16 protein-coding genes are annotated in these 18308 nt (G+C 64.3%); 5 read left to right on the top strand and 11 right to left on the bottom strand.

What is annotated here, in order from left to right:
• Nucleotides 1–203 precede the first annotated feature (203 nt).
• From NKI99_RS31610 to NKI99_RS31640, 7 genes are all read right to left on the bottom strand, one after another.
• Nucleotides 204–1148, bottom strand: a complete 945-nt coding sequence (locus NKI99_RS31610) for an ABC transporter permease (protein WP_352613371.1) — start codon at nt 1146–1148, stop codon at nt 204–206.
• Nucleotides 1145–2200, bottom strand: coding sequence for an ABC transporter permease (locus NKI99_RS31615; protein ID WP_127329777.1), 1056 nt, complete (start codon nt 2198–2200; stop codon nt 1145–1147). The genes NKI99_RS31610 and NKI99_RS31615 overlap by 4 nt, the downstream gene beginning before the upstream one ends.
• Nucleotides 2200–3711, bottom strand: coding sequence for an ABC transporter ATP-binding protein (locus NKI99_RS31620; RefSeq protein WP_502900189.1), 1512 nt, complete (start codon nt 3709–3711; stop codon nt 2200–2202). The genes NKI99_RS31615 and NKI99_RS31620 overlap by 1 nt, the downstream gene beginning before the upstream one ends.
• Before the next feature lie 172 nt (nt 3712–3883).
• Complete coding sequence (locus NKI99_RS31625; RefSeq protein WP_352613373.1) at nt 3884–4915, bottom strand: BMP family protein; 1032 nt, start codon at nt 4913–4915, stop codon at nt 3884–3886.
• A gap of 154 nt (nt 4916–5069) precedes the next feature.
• A complete protein-coding gene (pcaF, locus tag NKI99_RS31630; protein ID WP_352613404.1) occupies nt 5070–6275 on the bottom strand; it encodes a 3-oxoadipyl-CoA thiolase in 1206 nt (401 codons plus the stop codon).
• Nucleotide 6276: 1 nt separating this feature from the next.
• Complete coding sequence (locus tag NKI99_RS31635; RefSeq protein WP_352613374.1) at nt 6277–7074, bottom strand: CoA-transferase subunit beta; 798 nt, start codon at nt 7072–7074, stop codon at nt 6277–6279.
• Entirely contained in the window at nt 7071–7928 is an 858-nt protein-coding gene (locus NKI99_RS31640; protein ID WP_023811186.1) for a CoA transferase subunit A, read from the bottom strand. The genes NKI99_RS31635 and NKI99_RS31640 overlap by 4 nt, the downstream gene beginning before the upstream one ends.
• A gap of 120 nt (nt 7929–8048) precedes the next feature.
• On the opposite strand from NKI99_RS31640, the gene NKI99_RS31645 reads away from it, so the two are divergent.
• The gene (locus NKI99_RS31645; protein ID WP_352613376.1) at nt 8049–8819 is read left to right on the top strand and encodes an IclR family transcriptional regulator domain-containing protein; all 771 of its coding nucleotides are present in this window, start codon (nt 8049–8051) and stop codon (nt 8817–8819) included.
• 241 nt (nt 8820–9060) lie between these two features.
• Here NKI99_RS31645 and NKI99_RS31650 read toward each other — a convergent pair whose 3' ends face one another.
• The 4 genes from NKI99_RS31650 to NKI99_RS31665 are packed head-to-tail and all read right to left on the bottom strand — an operon-like array spanning nt 9061 to nt 13982.
• On the bottom strand, nt 9061–10362 hold the full coding sequence (locus tag NKI99_RS31650) for an NAD(P)/FAD-dependent oxidoreductase (protein ID WP_352613378.1): 1302 nt from the start codon (nt 10360–10362) through the stop codon (nt 9061–9063).
• Nucleotides 10363–10364: 2 nt separating this feature from the next.
• On the bottom strand, nt 10365–11744 hold the full coding sequence (locus NKI99_RS31655; protein ID WP_352613380.1) for a glutamine synthetase family protein: 1380 nt from the start codon (nt 11742–11744) through the stop codon (nt 10365–10367).
• A gap of 5 nt (nt 11745–11749) precedes the next feature.
• The gene (locus NKI99_RS31660; protein ID WP_352613382.1) at nt 11750–13033 is read right to left on the bottom strand and encodes a glycosyltransferase; all 1284 of its coding nucleotides are present in this window, start codon (nt 13031–13033) and stop codon (nt 11750–11752) included.
• Nucleotides 13034–13043: 10 nt separating this feature from the next.
• Nucleotides 13044–13982: a GntR family transcriptional regulator gene (locus NKI99_RS31665; protein ID WP_352613384.1), complete on the bottom strand. Its 939-nt coding sequence runs from the start codon at nt 13980–13982 to the stop codon at nt 13044–13046.
• A gap of 239 nt (nt 13983–14221) precedes the next feature.
• Between NKI99_RS31665 and NKI99_RS31670 the strand changes: the two genes are divergently transcribed.
• From NKI99_RS31670 to NKI99_RS31685, 4 genes are all read left to right on the top strand, one after another.
• Nucleotides 14222–15286, top strand: coding sequence for a polyamine ABC transporter substrate-binding protein (locus NKI99_RS31670; RefSeq protein WP_023811192.1), 1065 nt, complete (start codon nt 14222–14224; stop codon nt 15284–15286).
• 318 nt (nt 15287–15604) lie between these two features.
• Nucleotides 15605–16447 (top strand): ABC transporter permease, encoded by an 843-nt coding sequence (locus tag NKI99_RS31675; RefSeq protein ID WP_352442154.1) that lies wholly within the window; start codon nt 15605–15607, stop codon nt 16445–16447.
• Nucleotides 16440–17234: an ABC transporter permease gene (locus tag NKI99_RS31680; protein WP_023811194.1), complete on the top strand. Its 795-nt coding sequence runs from the start codon at nt 16440–16442 to the stop codon at nt 17232–17234. The genes NKI99_RS31675 and NKI99_RS31680 overlap by 8 nt, the downstream gene beginning before the upstream one ends.
• Nucleotides 17231–18304, top strand: a complete 1074-nt coding sequence (locus NKI99_RS31685) for an ABC transporter ATP-binding protein (protein WP_352613385.1) — start codon at nt 17231–17233, stop codon at nt 18302–18304. The genes NKI99_RS31680 and NKI99_RS31685 overlap by 4 nt, the downstream gene beginning before the upstream one ends.
• Nucleotides 18305–18308 lie beyond the last annotated feature (4 nt).

Consider the following 18308-nt stretch of genomic DNA (forward strand, 5'->3'; position numbering starts at 1 on the left):
GGTCCGGGCGGCCGCCCGGACCTTGGCTCAATCGCTCTAATCCCACGAAATCTCTCTCGTGTAGATACAAGGTGGCTCGGCGAAGAGGGGGAATGGCTCGACCTTGCCTTGCTTCGGCGACAACTCGCCAGCGTCGCAGGCCTCTCTCCGACCGCTTCGCGGCCACCTCTCCCCGCTTTGCGGGGCGAGGAACCCAAGCTTTGCTACCGCTCTTCCCGCCGAAACGGCTTGAGCAGCGCCGACGGTGCCACCGCGTTGCGCGACATCACCGCCATGGCGACGATGGTGAAGATGAACGGCAGCATCAGGAACGCCTCGTAGGGGATGTGTCCGAGCCCGCTGGCCTGCATGCGCAGCTGCAGCGCATCGACGAAGGCGAACAGCAGTGCCGCACCCGCCGAGCGCCACGGATCCCAGCGGCCGAACACGACCAGCGCGATCGCCACCCAGCCGCGCCCCGACACCACGCCGAAGGTGAAAGCGTTGAACTGCGCCATCGACAGGAAGGCGCCGGCCAGCCCCATCAGCGCCCCGCCGAGGATGACCGCCTGGAAGCGCGTGGCGGTGACACTGACCCCCGCCGAATCCGCGGCGCGCGGGTTTTCGCCGACCATGCGCACCGACAGGCCCCATGGCGTGCGGTAGAGCACGAAGGCGGCGAGCGGAATGGCGAGAATCGCCATGTAGACCAGCGCGAACTGGTTGAACACCGCCGTCCCGAGCACCGGGATGTCAGACAGGAGAGGGATCGGCAGCGTCTGAAAACCCTTGATGCTGGGCGGCACTGATTGCTGGCCGAAGATCAGCCGGTAGAGGAAATAGGCGAGGCCCGACGAGAACAGCGTCACGCCGATGCCGCAGACGTGCTGGCTGAGGCCGAGCAGCACCGTGAACAGCGCATGCAGCGCGCCCATCAGCATGCCGGTGAGCACCGCCGCCAGCACGCCAAGCCACAGGCTGCCGGTGAGGCTGGCGGCGGTGAAGCCCGTCATCGCCGACAACAGCATGATGCCTTCGATGCCGAGATTGAGCACGCCGGCCCGCTCGGAAAACATTTCGCCGAGCGTCGCGAAAGCCAGCGGCGTGGCAATGCGGATGATCGCGGCCAGGAAGCCGACCTGGAATATCTGTTCGAACACCGCGCTCATCGGGCAACTCCGACGCGACGGATGCGATAGGCGGTGAACAGCAGCGCCACAAGCATGGCAAGCAATGCGGTGCCCTGGATGACGTCGCTGAGGAAGGCCGGCACGCCGGTCGCCCGCGACATCGCCTCGGCGCCGGTCATCACGGCGGCAAGGAAGATCGCCGCCGGCACGACGCCGAGCGGATTGAGCCGCGCCAGCATCGCAACGACGATGCCGGAATAACCGTAGCCCGGCGAGATGTCGCTCATCACCTGGAAATGCACGCCGCCGACCTCGCCGACGCCGGCCAATCCGGCCAGCGCGCCGGACAGCAGCGCCGTCGAGATCAGCACCCGCTCGACGTGGATGCCGCCATATCTGGCGGCTTCCGGGTTTTCGCCGGTGACCCTGATCCTGAAGCCGAGCGTCGTGCGCACGATCAGGAACCAGATCAGCGGCGCCGCGATCAGTGCCGCGACGACGCCGAGATGCAGCCGCGTGCCTTCGAGCAGCACCGGGAAATTGGCCGAATCCTCGATCGGCGGCGAGATCGGATAGCCGCTGAAACTGTCCTTCCACGGCCCCTCGATCAGCGCCATCAAGGCGTAATAGATGACCGAGTTGAGCAACAGCGAACTGACGACATCATCGACCTTGAATTTTACTCTGAGCGTCGCCGGCACCAACGCGACTGCGGCTCCCGCTGCGGCGCCCGCCACCGCCATCAAGACCATGGCGAGCGGCCCCGGCATTGGAATGGCGCCGACAAAGCAGCTGGCCACCGCGCCGGCAAGCAATTGCCCTTCGGCGCCGATGTTCCAGAATTTTGCTCGGAAGGCGACCGCGACCGCCAGTCCGGTGAAGATCATGGGTGTTGCACGCACCATCGTTTCGGTGATCGCATAGCTGTCGCCCAGCGACGCCGTGAACATCACGCCATAAGCTTCGAGCACGCCGGCGCCGGCCAGCGCAATAAGGCCGCTGCACAAGATGAGCGTTGCTCCGATCGCGAGCAATGGCAGAGCGAGGTTGAACCAGGTCGGCGTCGAGCTGCGGACCTCCAGGCGAAACATCAGCTGTGGCCCTCCGCCCCGGTCATCATCAGGCCGAGCCGTGCGATCGTTGCATCGGCGCTGTCGAGCGTGCTGACGATGCGGCCCTCATACATCACCGCGATGCGGTCGCAGAGCACCAGCAGTTCTTCGAGATCCTCGCCAATGACGACGATGCCGCAGCCCTTGGCGCGCATGTCGAGGAATTTTTCGTGGATGAAGCGGGCGGCTCCGATGTCAAGGCCGCGCGTCGGCTGCGAGACAACAAGCACCTTCGGATCGAAGGCAAGCTCGCGTGCCAACAACGCCTTCTGCAGATTGCCGCCGGACAGCGCCCCGGCGCGGGTCATCGGCCCGGGGCACCTGATATCATAGGCCTTGATCTGCGCCTCAGTGAAGGCGCGGATCGCATCGGGCTTGAGCAGGCCCCTGCTGCTGAACGCTGTGGTGCCGATGCGCGGCAGCACCATCGAATCGGCCAGCGGCAGATTGGTCACCAGTCCGGTCGTCATGCGGTCTTCCGGGATACGGCCAAGTCCGAGCGCCTGCACCTCGCGCGGCGAGAACCGCGAGACCTTTTGGCCGGCAATCGTCATCCGGCCGGCATCGGGCGCCCGCACGCCGGAGATCACCTCCGCCAGCGCCCGCTGGCCATTGCCCGACACCCCGGCAATGCCGAGGATTTCGCCGGCACGGACGGCAAGCGATACGTCGCGCAGCGCCGTGCCCGAATGATGCGAGGTTGAGATACCGTCGAGCGTCAGCACATCAGCACCCGGCGCCGATGGTCCCCGCGCCGGCGGCACGATCTCATGGCCGCACATCAGTGTTGCCATCTCCGAGGATGTCGTGTTGGCCGGGTCATCGACGCGGCCGGCAACGCGGCCATGCCGCAGCACCGTGCAGCGATGCGTCAGCGCCCGCACCTCGTTGAGCTTGTGCGAGATGAAGATGATGCCGAGACCTTGCGCCGCCATAGAACGCAACGCCGAAAACAGCCCGTCGACCTCGCTTGGCGCCAGCACCGCCGTCGGCTCATCGAGGATCAGCAGCCTGGCGCCACGAAACAGCGCCTTGACGATTTCGAGCCGCTGCTGCTCGCCGACCGACAGCGCCGAGACCGGCAGGTCCGGGTCAAGCACCAGCCCATGCTGGCGGCCGATCTCGGCCAGCCGCGCCAGCCCGCCGGCGCGGTCGATCCGTCCTGTCTTGCCGGGAATGCCGATGAGCAGGTTTTCCAGCACCGTCAGCCGCGGCGCGAGGTGAAAATGCTGGTGCACCATGCCGATGCCGGCGGCCAGCGCATCGGCGGAACTGGTGATCCGCACCGTCTGGCCCTGGATGAGAATCTCGCCGGCGTCGGGCGCATAGGCGCCGAACAGCACATTCATCAGCGTCGTCTTGCCGGCGCCGTTTTCGCCCAGTAGCCCGAGGATCTCGCCGGGCGCGACGCTGAGATCGACGGCCTCGTTCGCCTTGACGGCGCCAAAGCTCTTGGTGATGCCGCGCATTTCGATGAGTGGGGCGGACAAGGATGCTCCTGCGGAGAGAGGCTCTGCTTCACCCTCCCCCTTGTGGGGAGGGTCGGCTCGCAGTCGGAGCGAAGCGGAGATTGCGAGACGGGGTGGGGATGCGCCCTACGAGGACCCCCACCCCGCTCCGCTTCGCGGATCGACCCTCCCCACAAGGGGGAGGGTAAAGAAATCAATCCGAAACCGGCGTATTCTCGTCCACATCCACCCGGAAATTGCCTTCCAGAATCTCCGCCTTCTTCTTTTCGACCAGCTCCTTGACGTCCGCCGGCAGCGTCTTGTCGAACTTGTGGTAGGGCGCCAGATGCGAGCCGCCCTTGGCCATGCGCGAGAAATCGCCATAGTCCTGCGCGGTGAAGACGCCGGCCCTGACCAGTTTGATCGCCTGCTCGACCGTCGGATACATGTCCCAGACCGGACCGGTGATGACCGTGTCGGGGCCGAGACTCGACTGGTCGGACATGTTGGAGATGGCGAGGATCTTCTTGTCCACCGCGGCTTCGATGACACCGAAGCGCTCGGCGTAGATGACGTCGACGCCGGCGTCGATCTGCGCGACCGCCGCTTCCTTGGCCTTGGGCGGATCGAAGAACGAGCCGATGAAGGCGACCTTCTTCTTGATGTTGGGATTGACCTCCCTGGCGCCGGCGAAGAAGGCGTTGACCAGCCGGTTCACCTCCGGAATGCCCATCGCCGCGACGGCGCCGATCGTACCCGACTTCGACATCTTGCCAGCGATCATGCCCGAGAGATAGGCGGGCTCGTGGATCCAGTTGTCGAACACCCCGAAATTGGGTTCCGCCGGGCCGGCGCCGGAGCCGAACAGCCAGGCGGTCTTCGGGAACTGCTTGGCGGTGCGGCGCGATTCGCGCTCGGCGGCGAAGGCGTCGCCCAGCACCAGTTGGTAGCCGCCTTGCGCATATTCGCGCATGACGCGGCTGAAATCGGCGGTCTGCACCTTCTCGGACCATTTGTATTCGATGCCGAGTTCCTTCTCGGCCCTCTGCAAGGCGACATGGATCTGGTTGTCCCACGGCTCCTCGATCGGCGTGGCGAAGATCGCCGCCACCTTCAGCTTCTTGTCCGCCGCGAAGGCGGCGCCCGGCAGCATCGTTGCCGCCAAACCAAGCGCGCCCAGCTCCAGCACATTGCGTCGCGAAAGCCCTTCGCGTTTTGTCTGCGATTTATTGTTCCGGTTTTCCATTGCATTCCCCTCTGTTCGACAGCCGTGTCGAGCCGGCTGTTCGTGAAAATGTCAGACGGGGAAGTATGGAACGACGCCAGACTTTTGTCCACGTGGTCAAATTTGAACCGCGCACCGGATTCTTGATCTTAGCCGGCCAAGCAAGGGCCGCCGATCAAACCCGTTCCAGCGCGACCGCGATGCCCTGGCCGACACCGATGCACATCGTGGCAAGCGCATAACGGCCGCCACGTTCGCGAAGCTCCAGCGCCGCCGTGCCGGAGATGCGGGCACCCGACATGCCCAGGGGATGGCCAAGCGCGATGGCTCCGCCATTCGGGTTGAGGTGCGGTGCATCCTCGGCAATGCCGAGCTGGCGCAGCACGGCGATGCCTTGCGAGGCAAAGGCTTCGTTGAGCTCGATGACATCGAACTGTTTTGGTGTCAGGCCAAGCCGCGCGCAGAGTTTTTGCGTCGCCGGCACCGGGCCGATGCCCATGATGCGCGGCGCAATACCGGCGGCAGCGCCGCCGAGGATGCGGGCGATCGGCGTCAGGCCATACTTTTTCACGGCTGCCTCGGAGGCAACGATCAGGGCCGCCGCCCCGTCATTGACGCCGGAGGCATTGCCGGCCGTCACCGTGCCGCCCTGGCGGAACGGTGTCGGCAGCTTGGCCAGCGCCTCGACCGTTGAGCCCGCGCGCGGATGCTCGTCCTTCGCGACGACGATCGGATCGCCCTTGCGCTGCGGGAAGGTCACCTCTGTGATTTCCTTCGCCAGCCGGCCATTGGCTTGTGCAGCGATCGCCTTGTCCTGGCTGCGCACGGCAAAGGCGTCCTGGTCGGCCCGCGACACGGCAAAATCCTCGGCGACGTTCTCGCCAGTTTCCGGCATCGAATCGACGCCATACTGCTTCTTCATCAGCGGGTTGACGAAGCGCCAGCCGATGGTGGTGTCGTAGATCTCGGCATTGCGGGAGAACGCCGTGTCGGCCTTGGGCATGACGAAGGGTGCCCGGCTCATCGATTCCACGCCGCCCGCGATCATCAGCTCCGCTTCGCCGGCCTTGACAGCTCTGGCTGCGATGATCAGCGCATCCATGCCGGAGCCGCAAAGGCGATTGACGGTCGAGCCCGTAATCTCCTTCGGCAAGCCTGCCAGCAGCAGCGCCATGCGCGCCACGTTGCGGTTGTCCTCGCCGGCCTGGTTGGCACAGCCATAGACGACATCGTCGACAGCCTGCCAGTCGATGCCGGGATTGCGCTCGACCAATGCCCTCAGCGGTATCGCGCCGAGATCGTCTGATCGTACCGAAGACAGCGAGCCGCCAAAACGGCCGATCGGCGTGCGGATGTAGTCACAGATGTAGGCCTCGGCCATGTCATGCAGCCTTTGCTTTTCCGGTTCCCTCATGCGCCGCCTTGGTGCGGGCCTGCAGGTCGCGCAATGTCTTCAATTCGAGTTCGCCTGGCGCCGGCGTTTCGTCAAGAGTATCAGTGAACTTAACCACCCAGCCACAGCTCTCCTGCACCTGCTGGCGGGTGACGCCTGGATGCAGCGACACGACGGTGAATTCCTTGCTCACCGGGTCCGGCTTCCAGATGGCGAGATCGGTGATCAGCAGCGTCGGGCCGGCGGTGTCTATGCCAAGCCGTTTGCGATGGTCACCACCCTCGCCATGGCCGAAGGAAGTGAAGAAATCGATCTTCTCGACCATGCCGCGCTTGGTCTGCGCCATGGTGATGTAGATCTCCTTCGACGACGTCGCGATCTCCGGCGCGCCGCCGCCGCCGGGCAGCCTGGTCTTTGGGTGAAAATAATCGCCGATGACCGTGGTGTTGATGTTGCCAAACTTGTCGAGCTGCGCCGCACCGAGGAAGCCGATCGAGATGCGCCCACCCTGCAGCCAGTAGCGGAACATCTCCGGCACCGCGACGGTGGTGACGGCGGTTTCGCACAATTCGCCATCGCCGATTGACAGTGGCAGCACGTCGGGCGCGGTGCCGATCGTGCCGCTCTCGTAAATCAAGGTGATGTCGGGCGCATGCGTCAGCCGCGCCACATTGCAAGCGGCGGATGGCGCGCCGATGCCGACGAAACAGACATCGTCATTGCGCAGCGCGCGGCTGGCGGCGATCGTCATCATCTCGTTGGGGGTGAAGCCCTGATTGTCGCTCATGCCGCTTTCCTCAGATGCTCGACCCGGGCCTCGAAATCGCCGGCACTCTTCTCGATGACGTTGGCCCGCATCCACGCCTGGAATTTCTCGCGGTCGGCGGCGATTTCGTCCCATTCGAGATAGGCGGCATTGTCGCGCGCATAATAGCCATGCGCGTAGGACGGATGCGAGCCTCCGGGCACGACCGATATCGCGGCAATCGTCCAGCGCGGCAGCACGGTCAGGTTGGGGTGCAGATCGTCGAAATTGTCGACCACTTCCTCGACCGTCACCACCGCGCGTTTGGCCGCCAGCACCGCTTCCTTCTGGATGCCGATGATGCCTTCGACCAGCACATTGCCTTTCTTGTCGGCCTTCTGCGCATGGATGAAGGTGACGTCAGGCCGGATCGAAGGAACAGCGGCCAGCACCTCGCCGGTGAACGGACAGGTGACAGACTTGATGTTCGGGTTGACCGCCGCGAGGCCAGCACCGCGATAGCCGCGAAACACCGCGCAGGGCAGGCCGGCAGCACCCGCTTCATAGGCGTTGGCCATGCCGGCATGGCTGTGCTCCTCGATTTCAAGTGAGCGCGGGAAACCGTTCTCGATGGCATCGCGGGCGCGGCGCAGCAGGCCGACGCCGGGATTGCCGACATAGGAGAAGACGATCTTCTTCGCCATGCCCATGCCGATCATCTGGTCGTAGATCAGGTCCGGCGTCATGCGGATCAAGGTCAGGTCGCGAAAACCCTGGCGGATCGCCTCATGCGCCGCTGCCGTCGGGATCAGATGGGTGAAGCCCTCGAAGGCAGCCGTGTCACCATCTTTCAAATTCTCGGCCACGGCCTGTTTGAGCGGCAGGAACTTGACCATCGCATCGGCTCCAGGCTGAGAAAGTTCGTATTGCGAACATATGTTTTATATGTGATACTTTCTATGCTGAGCAGAGGCGTGGAGTCAATCCTGACGCCAATGTCGTTCTGCGGAGACAAGATGGACGAAGAGGCTGTTTCCCGTGATCATGTCGGCTCGCTTGAACGCGGCCTTGCCGTCATGGAGATCCTGGCCCGCCATCCCTCGGGCATGACGTTGACTGAAATGGCCGAGGAAGCGGGCCTGACCCGCGCCGGCGCCCGCCGCTTCCTGCTGACACTCACCGCCACCGGCTATGCAACACAAGCCGGCCGCGTGTTCTCGCTGTCGCCGCGCCTGCTGACGGTTGCCCGCACCTGGCTCGGCGGCGCCTCGCTATGGGCCTTCGCCGCCCCCATCATGCGCGCGGTCGCCGCACAACTGAACGAGGCCTGCTCTGCGGCCATCCTGTCGGGTGAGGATGTCGTCTATGTCGCCCGCATTCCCGGCCGCCGCATCCTCAGCGTGTCGCTCGATGTCGGCACCAGGCTGCCGGCCTATTGCACCTCGATGGGGCGCATCCTGCTGGCCGGGCTGACATCAGGGGAATTGGACGCATTCCTCGGCCAGGCGACCATCGAGAGACGGACGCCGAAGACGATCACCGATATAAGGCTGCTGGCCGGCGCCATCGGCAAGGCGAAAGCGGACGGCTTTGCCATCGTCGATGAGGAACTGGAACTCGGCCTGCGCTCGGTCGCCGTACCGATCCGCGACCGGGCGGAGCGCACGGTCGCGGCCATCAACGTCTCGACCCAGTCGGCACGATTTTCGGTCGCGGAGATGGAGCGGGAGATACTGCCGGCACTACTGGAGGCCAGGCAGCGTATCGAGGATTTCTTTGTGGTTTAAGAAGCTTCATCCAACCTTCGACGTCGGCGGGACAGCACCCCCCTCTGGCCTGCCGGCCATCTCCCCCGCAAGGAGGGAGATCAGCTGTTATCGCGGCTTTCGCCAAATCTACACCGTTGTAGGGTGAGCGCAGCGCTGAACCTGCCAATCTCCCCCCTTGCGGGGGAGATGTCCGGCAGGACAGAGGGGGGTGTGAAGGATCGCTACGGGTACTATTTTGTGCCGTTGCAGCAACGCGACTTCAATGCTTGATCCGATCCCGCATCGCGTACCACAGCATGCCGAGCACATAGAGCGGCCCACGCAGTGCCGTCCCACCCGGAAACGGCATCGGCGTCAGCGTCGAGAACAAATCTAGCCGCGAGGCGTCGCCCATGATCGCTTCGGCCAGCAGCTTACCTGACAGCGTCGACAGGATGACGCCCTTGCCGGAATAGCCATGCGCGAAATAGACCTCGCCATAGTGCCCGATGTGCGGCAGCCTGGATGTCGTCACCGACACCAAGCCGCCCCAGGCGTGATCGATGCGGCAGCCCTTGAGCTGCGGAAAGGTGGCTTCCATATGCGGTCGCACGAAGCCGGCGATGTCGGCCGGCGGTGACGGCGTGTAGCGTTCGCCCCCGCCGAACAGCAGGCGTCCATCCGCCGACATGCGGTAGTAGTTGACGACGAAGCGGGTGTCGGACACCGCGACATTGGCCGGGATGACATTGCGTTTGCCCTCCAGTGGCTCGGTGGCGACGATGTAGTTGCCGACCGGCATGATGCGGCTGTTGACGCGTGGCTCCAGCCCATTGAGCAGCGCATCCCCCGCCAGCACGACATGTCTGGCCCGAACCGATCCCTTTGCGGTCGAGACCCGGATCGAAGGCTCACGCTCCAGCCGCACGGCGACCGAATTCTCGTGGATGGTGACGCCGGCAGCAACCGCTGCGCGGGCAAGGCCGAGCGTATAGTTCAGCGGATGCATGTGGCCGCCGAGCGGCTCATACATCGCGCCATGGTAGGGTGTATCGACCTTGGCTCGGGCTTTAGCCGCCGATAGGATTTCCGCATGCGGGAACTTCATCACCGTGGCCAGGCACTCGGCCTCTTCCTCGAGATCCCTAAGGTCGGAGCCGTTGACCGCGCCGACCAGATGGCCGGTCAGCCTGAGATCGCAGTCGATGGCATGCCGCTCGATAATATCGAGCACCAGCCCGCGCGCCTCGAAGGCAAGATCGAACAGCACCTTTGCCCGCTCGGACCCGTAGAGTTTGACCAACCCCTTGGCGCCCTTGCGCAGGCCGGGGATCATCTGGCCGCCATTGCGTCCCGAAGCCCCCCAGCCAATCTTGCCGCCTTCGAGCAGCACCACCTTCAGCCCGCGCTCGGCGGCGTGAAGGGCGGCGGACAACCCTGTGCAGCCGCCGCCGACCACCACCAGGTCGGCATCGACATCGCCGGCGAGCGCCGGATGGTCCGGCGCCGGATTGGCGGTGGCGACATAATAGGATTTGGCGATATCGAGGCCCGAATTGAAGCCCGTTGAACTGGAAGCCATGGTCACACCTTCAGCAGAAGGTGGTCGCGTTCCCAGCTCGTCACCACGCCCTGGAACAGGTCGAGCTCGACGCTCTTGACGCGCAGATAGGTCTGGAAGAAATCCTCGCCGAGCAGTTCCCGCACCGGCTCACATGCCTCGAAACGATCGAGCGCCTCCTCCATCGTTTTCGGCAGCGTGCTCTTGATCTTGTAGGCATTGCCCGACGCTTCGGCCGACCGCGCCAGTTTCTGTTCGACGCCGAGATAGCCGGCGAGAAGCGAGCCGGCGATCGCCAGGTAAGGATTGGAATCAGCACCCGGCAACCGGTTCTCCACCCGCCGCGCGGAGCGGCCGCCGGCCGGCACGCGCAGGCCGCAGGAACGGTTGTCATGCGACCATTCGATGTTGGCCGGCGCGCTGTGGTTGGGTCTTATGCGGCGGAACGAGTTCACGTTCGGTGCGAACAGCGGCATGATTTCCGGGACATATTTCTGCAGGCCGCCGATGAAATGGCCGAACATCTCGGTGTCGGCATCGTCGCTGCCTGCAAACAGCGTCCTGCCAGCCTCGTCGATGACCGACATGTGCAGATGCATCGAGCTTCCCGCCTGTGCGGCAATCGGCTTGGCCATGAAGGTGGCGTGCATGCCGCTTTGCTGCGCAGCCTGGCGCGTCAGCCGCTTGAACAGCAGCACCTTGTCGGCCAGCGGCAGCGCATCGCCATGCAGGAAGTTGATCTCCAGCTGTGCCGTGCCCGATTCATGGATCAGCGTGTCGAGTGGCAGTCCGGCCGCCGCCGCATAGTCATAGACGCGCCGGATCACCGGCTCGAACTCCTCGAGCGCGGCCATGTCATAGGGATGCTGCACACCCTCGGCACGGCCATTGGCGCCGATCGGCGCGGTCAGCGGCTGGTCGGGATCGGGATTGGGCGCGGTCAGATAGAATTCCAACTCCGGCGCCACCACCGCCCGCCAGCCGCGCTTGGCGTAGAGATCGAGCACGGTGCGCAGCACATGGCGCGGCGAGGCCATCCAGGGCCGGTCGTCCATATGGAAGGCATCGGCAAAGACATAGGCCTTGCCGGCGCTGGCACCGGGTGCCAGGCACAGCGTCGATACATCAGGCACCATGCGCATGTCGGGGTCCGAATAGGCAAAGCCCTCGTCGACCGAACCGGAATAGCGGCCGTCGATGCTGACCAGGAAAGCGCTGCTCGGCAGGTAGAGCGCGCGGTCTTCAAGCGCCTGGAGGAATTTGGCCGTAGGCAGCGCTTTGCCGCGCAGCACGCCGTTCATGTCGGGCACCAGGCACTCGACTTCGTTGATGCCGTGCCGGACCAGCCAGGCTTTGGCATCGGTACCGCTGGAGAGCGAGATGTTCGTGTTGTTGTCAGGCATTTCGTTCACGTCCGTATCAGAGAGAGTATGGTTTGCGCGGCCACATCCGTTCCAGGTTTCAGCGCCATTTGGGCTGCATTGTCCTTGAGGCGGGTGCGCATGGCATCGTCGGCCAGCAGGCCGAGAATGGCTCTCTCCAACACTCCTTCGGTCCAGGCGTCGCGGCCGATATGGTCACCGACGCCGGCTTCTCCGGCGCGGCGCGCATTGTCGTGTCCGTCCCAGCAATAGGGCATGATCAGTGACGGCACGCCGAAGCGCAGCGCCTCACAAAAGCTGTTGTTGCCGCCATGATGAATGAACAGATCCGACTTCGCCACCACCGAGGGCTGTGGAAACCAGGCGTCGAGATAGACGTTGTCGGGCACCGCGCGATAGGCATCGCGCAGGCCGCCGGCATTGACGATGAAGCGCGCCGGCAGCCTGTCGAACACGGCCAGCATGCGCTCGATCAGCCCGACATCCATGGCGCCGAGGCTACCGAAGCTGACATAGACCAGCGGCCCGCCATTGCGCGGAAATACCGGCACCTCGAATGGCCCTTCCGAACGCACGCAGCCTTCGAGATAGACGAAGCGCTCCGGGTCGAGCGGCTCGGCGCGCTCGCGGCGCACGATCGAAGGCGTCAGCAGCAAATTGAGGTCGGGCGACGTCTCCAGGAACAGGCCCTTCGGCAGCGGCGCCAGGCCGGCATCCATCCGGAAGCGGTTGAAGCGATCATGTGCGGGCGTGCAAGCCGCCAGATACCTGGCCTCGAACGCGGCGCGTTGCGGGTCGTCGACGCCAAGCCCCGACAGATAGGGCGGTACCTGTGCATCCGGCAGCTCGGTCTCGGCGCAGGAGACGACACGCACCCAGGGACAGCCGGCGGCGGCGATCGCCGGGAACATGATGACATTGTCGAGAACCACCGCGTCCGGCTTCAGCCGCGCCAGCAACTGGCGCAGCGGCGCCTCGGCATTGACCGCGGTGTCGACGATGGCCTGCCAGGTCGGCGCGACATAGGTTTCCAGCTGGTCGATCGGGCTCAGCCTGAAATGCGGCAGGTGCCTGCGCACGAAGGCCTGCCAGTAGCTCTGGCGTTCGCTGTCGCTCAGCGGCTCGTCGGTCGGCAGCTGGTATTCCTGGAAACCATAGTCGGCAAAGACGCCGGAAAAGCCGGCATGACAGATGAATACCGGCCGGGCTCCCTTGGCACGCAGCGCCTGCGCGATGCCGACGCAATTCAACGCCGCGCCGAAGCTTGCTTCGGGGAACAGCGCGATGGTCGGGCTGGCTTTACGCGTCAATTAATCCTCGTCAATCCGGCCGGCTGATCATGCCGAACAGGGCAGGCGCCCCGCGACTGGCCGCTTGCGGTCGCTGGTTGCGGGAGAGCCGCAGGTGGATGCGCAGCAGATCGGCAGCCACCTCATACTGCAGGCTTTCAAGATGGTCGAGTATAACAAGGTGTTCGCGCAGCGATTGCCGCAGGCGGAAGACGTTGACGCCGGCATAGATGCCCGGCAGCCGGCGCAGCCTGAGGTGATCGGCGAGTGCGTCGGCCACGAAGCGGTTGGCGCAGCCTTCGGCGAGCATGCCATGAAAATCGATGTCCAGCCGCTGGAACTCGCGTGTGTCGAAGGCGGCGTCCGGCAGCGCCACCAGCGCTTCCATCCCCTGGCGCAACGTCGCCGCCCGCGCGCCATCCAGCCGGAAACCCGGCGTCAGGATGGCCGCGGGCTCCAGCAGCAGACGGAATTCATAACTGTCGCCTTGCGCCTCCGGATCGTCTGGCGTGCGTCGAAACAGCCAGGACTGGCCGGGCGCACGGTCCAACAAATTCTCTTCGGTCAGTTTGTTGAGCGCTTTTAGTACCGTCTTTCGGTCGGAACTGTAGCGCCGCATCAACCCCGCAACGGTCACTGTCTGGTCCAGCCGCCGCGCCGACCGGTCGCGCAGGATCGCCTCGGCCAGCTCGTCCTCCTCGGCAGCGGGCAATTCCGTGGCGACCGAAGCCTGCGCGGTGAGGTCGATCGCCAAATGATAACCCGAATCCGCCTCCCACCGTACGACGCCCCGCTCCGCAAGCAGGCTAAGGGCCGCGCGCACGGGCGTGCGCGAGACGCTGCACAGCGACGCGATCTGCTGCTCCGGCAAGCGTGCGCCCGGCTCGAAACCACGTTGCCGCGCCACATCCAGGATGCGCTGCGCCAGATCGAGATGGTTGGTGCGAGGTCGTCTGGCTACGGCTTGCATGACTGGTCCAGTGGAAAACGACATGACCGCATTGATTTGACCGATCGCCCGCACGGACGCAATCGGCCAGATTCCTCGATCGCTTGACAAATTATGGATTGACGTACTTTTTTCTGCAATAGTACTGTCAGGACAATCGGCGAGAAAAAGACCGAGGGAACAGGATCGAGGCAGCGGCAAGGTCGCAGGCGTTGGTCCGGCGAATGAAATTCGACGATCAACCGGAATGGGAGTCTGTCATGACCGCTACCAGCCTGCGGCGCCGTGCGCTGAAAACATCTTCGCTCGCACTTGGCCTGGCCTTGGCGCTGTCCGCGCCGGCGATGGCTGCTGATCTCGTCATTTCCAACTGGGATGGCTACATGGCGCCCGACGCGATGGCCGCCTTCAAGACCGCGACCGGCGTTTCGGGTGAAGTGGTGGTGCACGCCACCAATGAAGAGATCATGGGCAAGCTGATCGCCGCCGGCGGCAAGGGCTATGACGTGGTCTTTGTCTCCTCGCCCTTCGCCGAGGTGCTGAACAAGCTCGGCCTGACCGAACCGATCGACCACACCAAGATACCGAACCTCGCCAACCTCTATCCGGAAGCAACCAAGCTGCCTCACGATGCCGGCAATGCATTCTCGGTGCCCTACACCTGGGGCACCACCGGCCTCTGCTATCGCTCGGACCTGATGAAGGTCGCACCAACCAGTTGGAGCGACCTGCTCGCGCCCTCCGACGAATTGAAGGGCAAGACCACCATGCTGGCGACCGACCGTTGGCTGCTGGCCGCCGGCCAGCTCGACAAGGGCTATTCGGTCAACGAAACCGACCCGGCCAAGATGGCTGAGGTCAAGGATCTGCTGATCTCGGCCAAGAAGACCCTGCTCGCCTATGACGACACCACCTTCTATTCCAAGCTGGTGTCCGGCGAGGCGCTGATGGTGCAGGCCTGGGACGGCTGGTGCAATTACGGCATCGCCGAAAAACCCGAGATCAAATACGTCATTCCCAAGGAAGGTTCGGACCTCTGGGTCGACACGATGGTGGTGATGAAGGCCTCCGCCAACAAGGACGCCGCCTTCCAGTTCATCAACTTCATGCTCGACGCCAAGAACCACGCCTGGGCAGCGCAGAACATCGACTACAAGGTGCCGAACAAGCCGGCCATGGAAAGCCTGCCTGCCGATTTCCTGGCCAAATTCCCCAACATGGCGATGCCGGTGGCCGACCTCGTCAAGTTCGAGCAATTGCGTGACGTCGGCGACGCCCAGCGCGACTATTCGAAGATCGTCAGCGAGATCAAGGCGGCGCAGTAGGGACTGTTCCAGCAGCATCTTGGAATCAAGCTTGCGTTCCGTGTCGCCCCCCTCTGGCCTGCCGGCCATCTCCCCCTCAAGGGGGGAGATTGGCTGTGGCATTGCTTTCGCCAATCTTCGATTTTTCAAAGTAAGCGAAAGGTTGGAACTGCCGATCTCCTCCCTTGAAGGGGGTGAGAAGTGGTCCGCGCAACGGACGGAAAGCCAAATTCTTGGCTTTCCGAACGACGAACGCCCGAAGCGAAAGCGAAAGGCCGGGTCCGGCAGGGCAGAGGGGGGCACTTCGTGAAGCACCTACCCTCTCGCTCCTCCTTGCTGATGGCCCCGGCGCTGGTCTGGCTGACCGCACTGATGGTGGTGCCGTGCGCGCTGGTGCTGGCGCTCGCCTTCTTCCGGCGCGGTATCTATGGCGGCATCGAATACACCTTTACGCTGGAGAATTTCGGGCTGGTCTTCGACCCGCTCTATGCCGGCATCTTCCTCAACTCGGCGCGCATCGCCGGCACCGCGACGCTGATCGCGGTGGTGATCGGCTACGCCGCCGCCTATGCGATATCAGCGGCACCCCGCCGGCTGCAGCCGGTGTTCCTGTTCTTCGCCGTGTTGCCCTTCTGGTCCAACTACCTGATCCGCACCTATGCCTGGATCGTGCTGCTCAACCGCGAAGGATTGATCACCCAGTTGCTGCGCTGGTTCGGCTACACCGGCGAGCCACCGTCGATGCTCTACACCGAAGGCGCCGTTATCGCCGGCCTGATCTACAACTATTTGCCCTTTGTCATCCTCGCCTGCTACGCGCCACTGTCTCGCCTCAACCCGGAACTCGCCGAGGCCTCGCGCGACCTCGGCGCCTCCGCCATGACCACATTCCGCCGTGTCATCCTGCCGCTGACCGTGCCCGGCATTGCTGCCGGCGCGGTGTTCGTCTTCGTGCTGTCGATCGGCAATTTCGTCACGCCCGCGCTGCTCGGCGGCGGCCGCTTCCAGATGATCGGCAACCTCGTCTACGACCAGTTCCTGACCGCCAACGACTGGCCGTTCGGCGCCGCGCTCGCGATGGCGCTGATCGCCATCATGCTTCTGGTGCTGATGGCGCAGGCGCTCGCCGCCAATCGCGCCTCGGGCCACGCCGCGCAAGCCGGCGGAGACACCGATGGCTGAGCGCTCTCCCGCCACGCGGCGCACGCTCTGGCTCGTGCTCAGCCTCGTCTTCGCTTTCCTCTACATCCCGATCGCCGTGCTGGTGGCGCTGTCCTTCAACGAAGGCGGGCTGCCGACGGCATGGTCGGGCTTTTCGCTGAAATGGTATGCCTCGCTGGCCGGCAATTCGGCGATCCTCTCCGCTGCGCTCAACACGCTGATCGTGGCGCTGGTCTCGACCGCGATCGCCACTCTGCTCGGCACGCTGCTGGCGATCGGCATCGAGATGCGCCGGCAATATGGCAGGGGACTCGAAGCGCTGATCTTCGCACCGATGATCATTCCCGACATCGTCCTGGCGATCGCGCTGCTTTCGTTCTTCTCCATGCTCAACCTGACCATGGGCCTGCACACCATCATCCTCGCCCATGTCGTCTTCAACCTTGCCTTTGTCTGCTCGGTGGTGCGCGCCAGGCTGAAGAGTTTTGATTGGTCGATCGTCGAGGCTTCCGCCGATCTCGGCGCCTCCGCGCTCACCACCTTCAGGCGGGTGACATTGCCGGTCATCGCGCCGGCGGTGATCGCAGGCGCGCTGCTCGCCTTCACGCTCTCGGTCGACGAGTTCATCATCGCTTTCTTCACCGCCGGCGCCGGCCGCTCCTCGACGACGCTGCCGATGCAGATCTACGCGATGATCCGCTTCGGCATCACGCCGGAGATCAACGCACTGGCGACCATCGTCATGGCGGTCTCGATCACCGCGCTGACCCTGTCGCAGCGGCTCAACCGTGGGATCATAGGCCAATGAGCGAACCGCGCACGCTGCTGGCCATCGACAAGGTGTCGAAGAATTTCGGCCGGGTGACGGCTGTCGACGGCATCTCGCTCGACATCCGCGAGAATGAGTTCTTCGCACTGCTCGGCCCGTCGGGCTGCGGCAAGACCACGCTGCTGCGCATGCTGGCCGGCTTCGAGACGCCTAGTGGCGGGCGCATCCTGCTCGACGGTCACGACATTGCGAAAACCCCGCCCAACAAGCGGCCGGTCAATCTGATGTTCCAGTCTTACGCGCTGTTTCCGCATATGAGCGTCCGCGCCAATGTCTCCTACGGCCTGGAGATGGAGCGCTTGCCGGCGCCAGAAATCCACTCCCGCGTCGACGCCATCCTGGCGACAACCGAGCTGGTCCCCTTCGCCGACCGCAAGCCGGAGCAATTGTCGGGTGGCCAGAAGCAGCGCGTCGCGCTGGCCCGCGCGCTGGTCAAGCGGCCGCGGCTGCTGCTGCTCGACGAGCCGCTTGGCGCGCTCGACAAGAAACTGCGCGGCGCCATGCAGCTGGAATTGAAGCGCCTGCAGCATGAGGTCGGCATCACCTTCGTCATCGTCACCCACGACCAGGAAGAATCGCTTGTGATGGCCGACCGCATGGCGGTGCTCAAGGACGGCAGGCTGCTGCAATGCGACACGCCGCACGCGATCTATGAGCATCCGGCCGACCGTTTCGTCGCCGACTTCATCGGCGTGATGAATTTTGTGCCGGGCAAGGCCGCCACCGATGGGGTTGTCGCCGCGAATGGCGCGCCAATATCCGGCAAGGTTCCAGCAACGCTCTCGCCCGGCGCATCCGCTGTCGCTTCGGTGCGGCCGGAGCGCATCCGGCTGTTCCCAGAAGCTCAGACCGCCAACCGCACCACCGGCACGGTCGAGGCGCTGGCCTATCAGGGGCTCGACCTGCAACTGCATGTCCGCACGGGCCTGTCGCCAAAGCCGTTCCTGGTGCGCGTCACCGCTGATGCCGCCGACCGCCGGCCGGTCGCCTCGGGTGACCAGGTCGAACTCGGCTGGGACGCCGCCGATGTCAGAGTTTTCGCAGAATAAAGGA

Origin of the sequence: Mesorhizobium sp. M0239, assembly GCF_040321815.1 — a bacterium.
In the GTDB taxonomy this organism is placed as follows: domain Bacteria; phylum Pseudomonadota; class Alphaproteobacteria; order Rhizobiales; family Rhizobiaceae; genus Mesorhizobium.

Bases quoted from the DNA above. Each gene is read 5' to 3' on its own strand.
- NKI99_RS31610 (WP_352613371.1), bottom strand. From the start codon at position 1,148: ATGAGCGCGGTGTTCGAACAGATATTCCAGGTCGGCTTCCTGGCCGCG.
- NKI99_RS31615 (WP_127329777.1), bottom strand. From the start codon at position 2,200: ATGTTTCGCCTGGAGGTCCGCAGCTCGACGCCGACCTGGTTCAACCTC.
- NKI99_RS31625 (WP_352613373.1), bottom strand. From the start codon at position 4,915: ATGGAAAACCGGAACAATAAATCGCAGACAAAACGCGAAGGGCTTTCG.
- pcaF (WP_352613404.1), bottom strand. From the start codon at position 6,275: ATGGCCGAGGCCTACATCTGTGACTACATCCGCACGCCGATCGGCCGT.
- NKI99_RS31635 (WP_352613374.1), bottom strand. From the start codon at position 7,074: ATGAGCGACAATCAGGGCTTCACCCCCAACGAGATGATGACGATCGCC.
- NKI99_RS31640 (WP_023811186.1), bottom strand. From the start codon at position 7,928: ATGGTCAAGTTCCTGCCGCTCAAACAGGCCGTGGCCGAGAATTTGAAA.
- NKI99_RS31645 (WP_352613376.1), top strand. From the start codon at position 8,049: ATGGACGAAGAGGCTGTTTCCCGTGATCATGTCGGCTCGCTTGAACGC.
- NKI99_RS31650 (WP_352613378.1), bottom strand. From the start codon at position 10,362: ATGGCTTCCAGTTCAACGGGCTTCAATTCGGGCCTCGATATCGCCAAA.
- NKI99_RS31655 (WP_352613380.1), bottom strand. From the start codon at position 11,744: ATGCCTGACAACAACACGAACATCTCGCTCTCCAGCGGTACCGATGCC.
- NKI99_RS31665 (WP_352613384.1), bottom strand. From the start codon at position 13,982: ATGCAAGCCGTAGCCAGACGACCTCGCACCAACCATCTCGATCTGGCG.
- NKI99_RS31670 (WP_023811192.1), top strand. From the start codon at position 14,222: ATGACCGCTACCAGCCTGCGGCGCCGTGCGCTGAAAACATCTTCGCTC.
- NKI99_RS31675 (WP_352442154.1), top strand. From the start codon at position 15,605: ATGGCCCCGGCGCTGGTCTGGCTGACCGCACTGATGGTGGTGCCGTGC.
- NKI99_RS31680 (WP_023811194.1), top strand. From the start codon at position 16,440: ATGGCTGAGCGCTCTCCCGCCACGCGGCGCACGCTCTGGCTCGTGCTC.
- NKI99_RS31685 (WP_352613385.1), top strand. From the start codon at position 17,231: ATGAGCGAACCGCGCACGCTGCTGGCCATCGACAAGGTGTCGAAGAAT.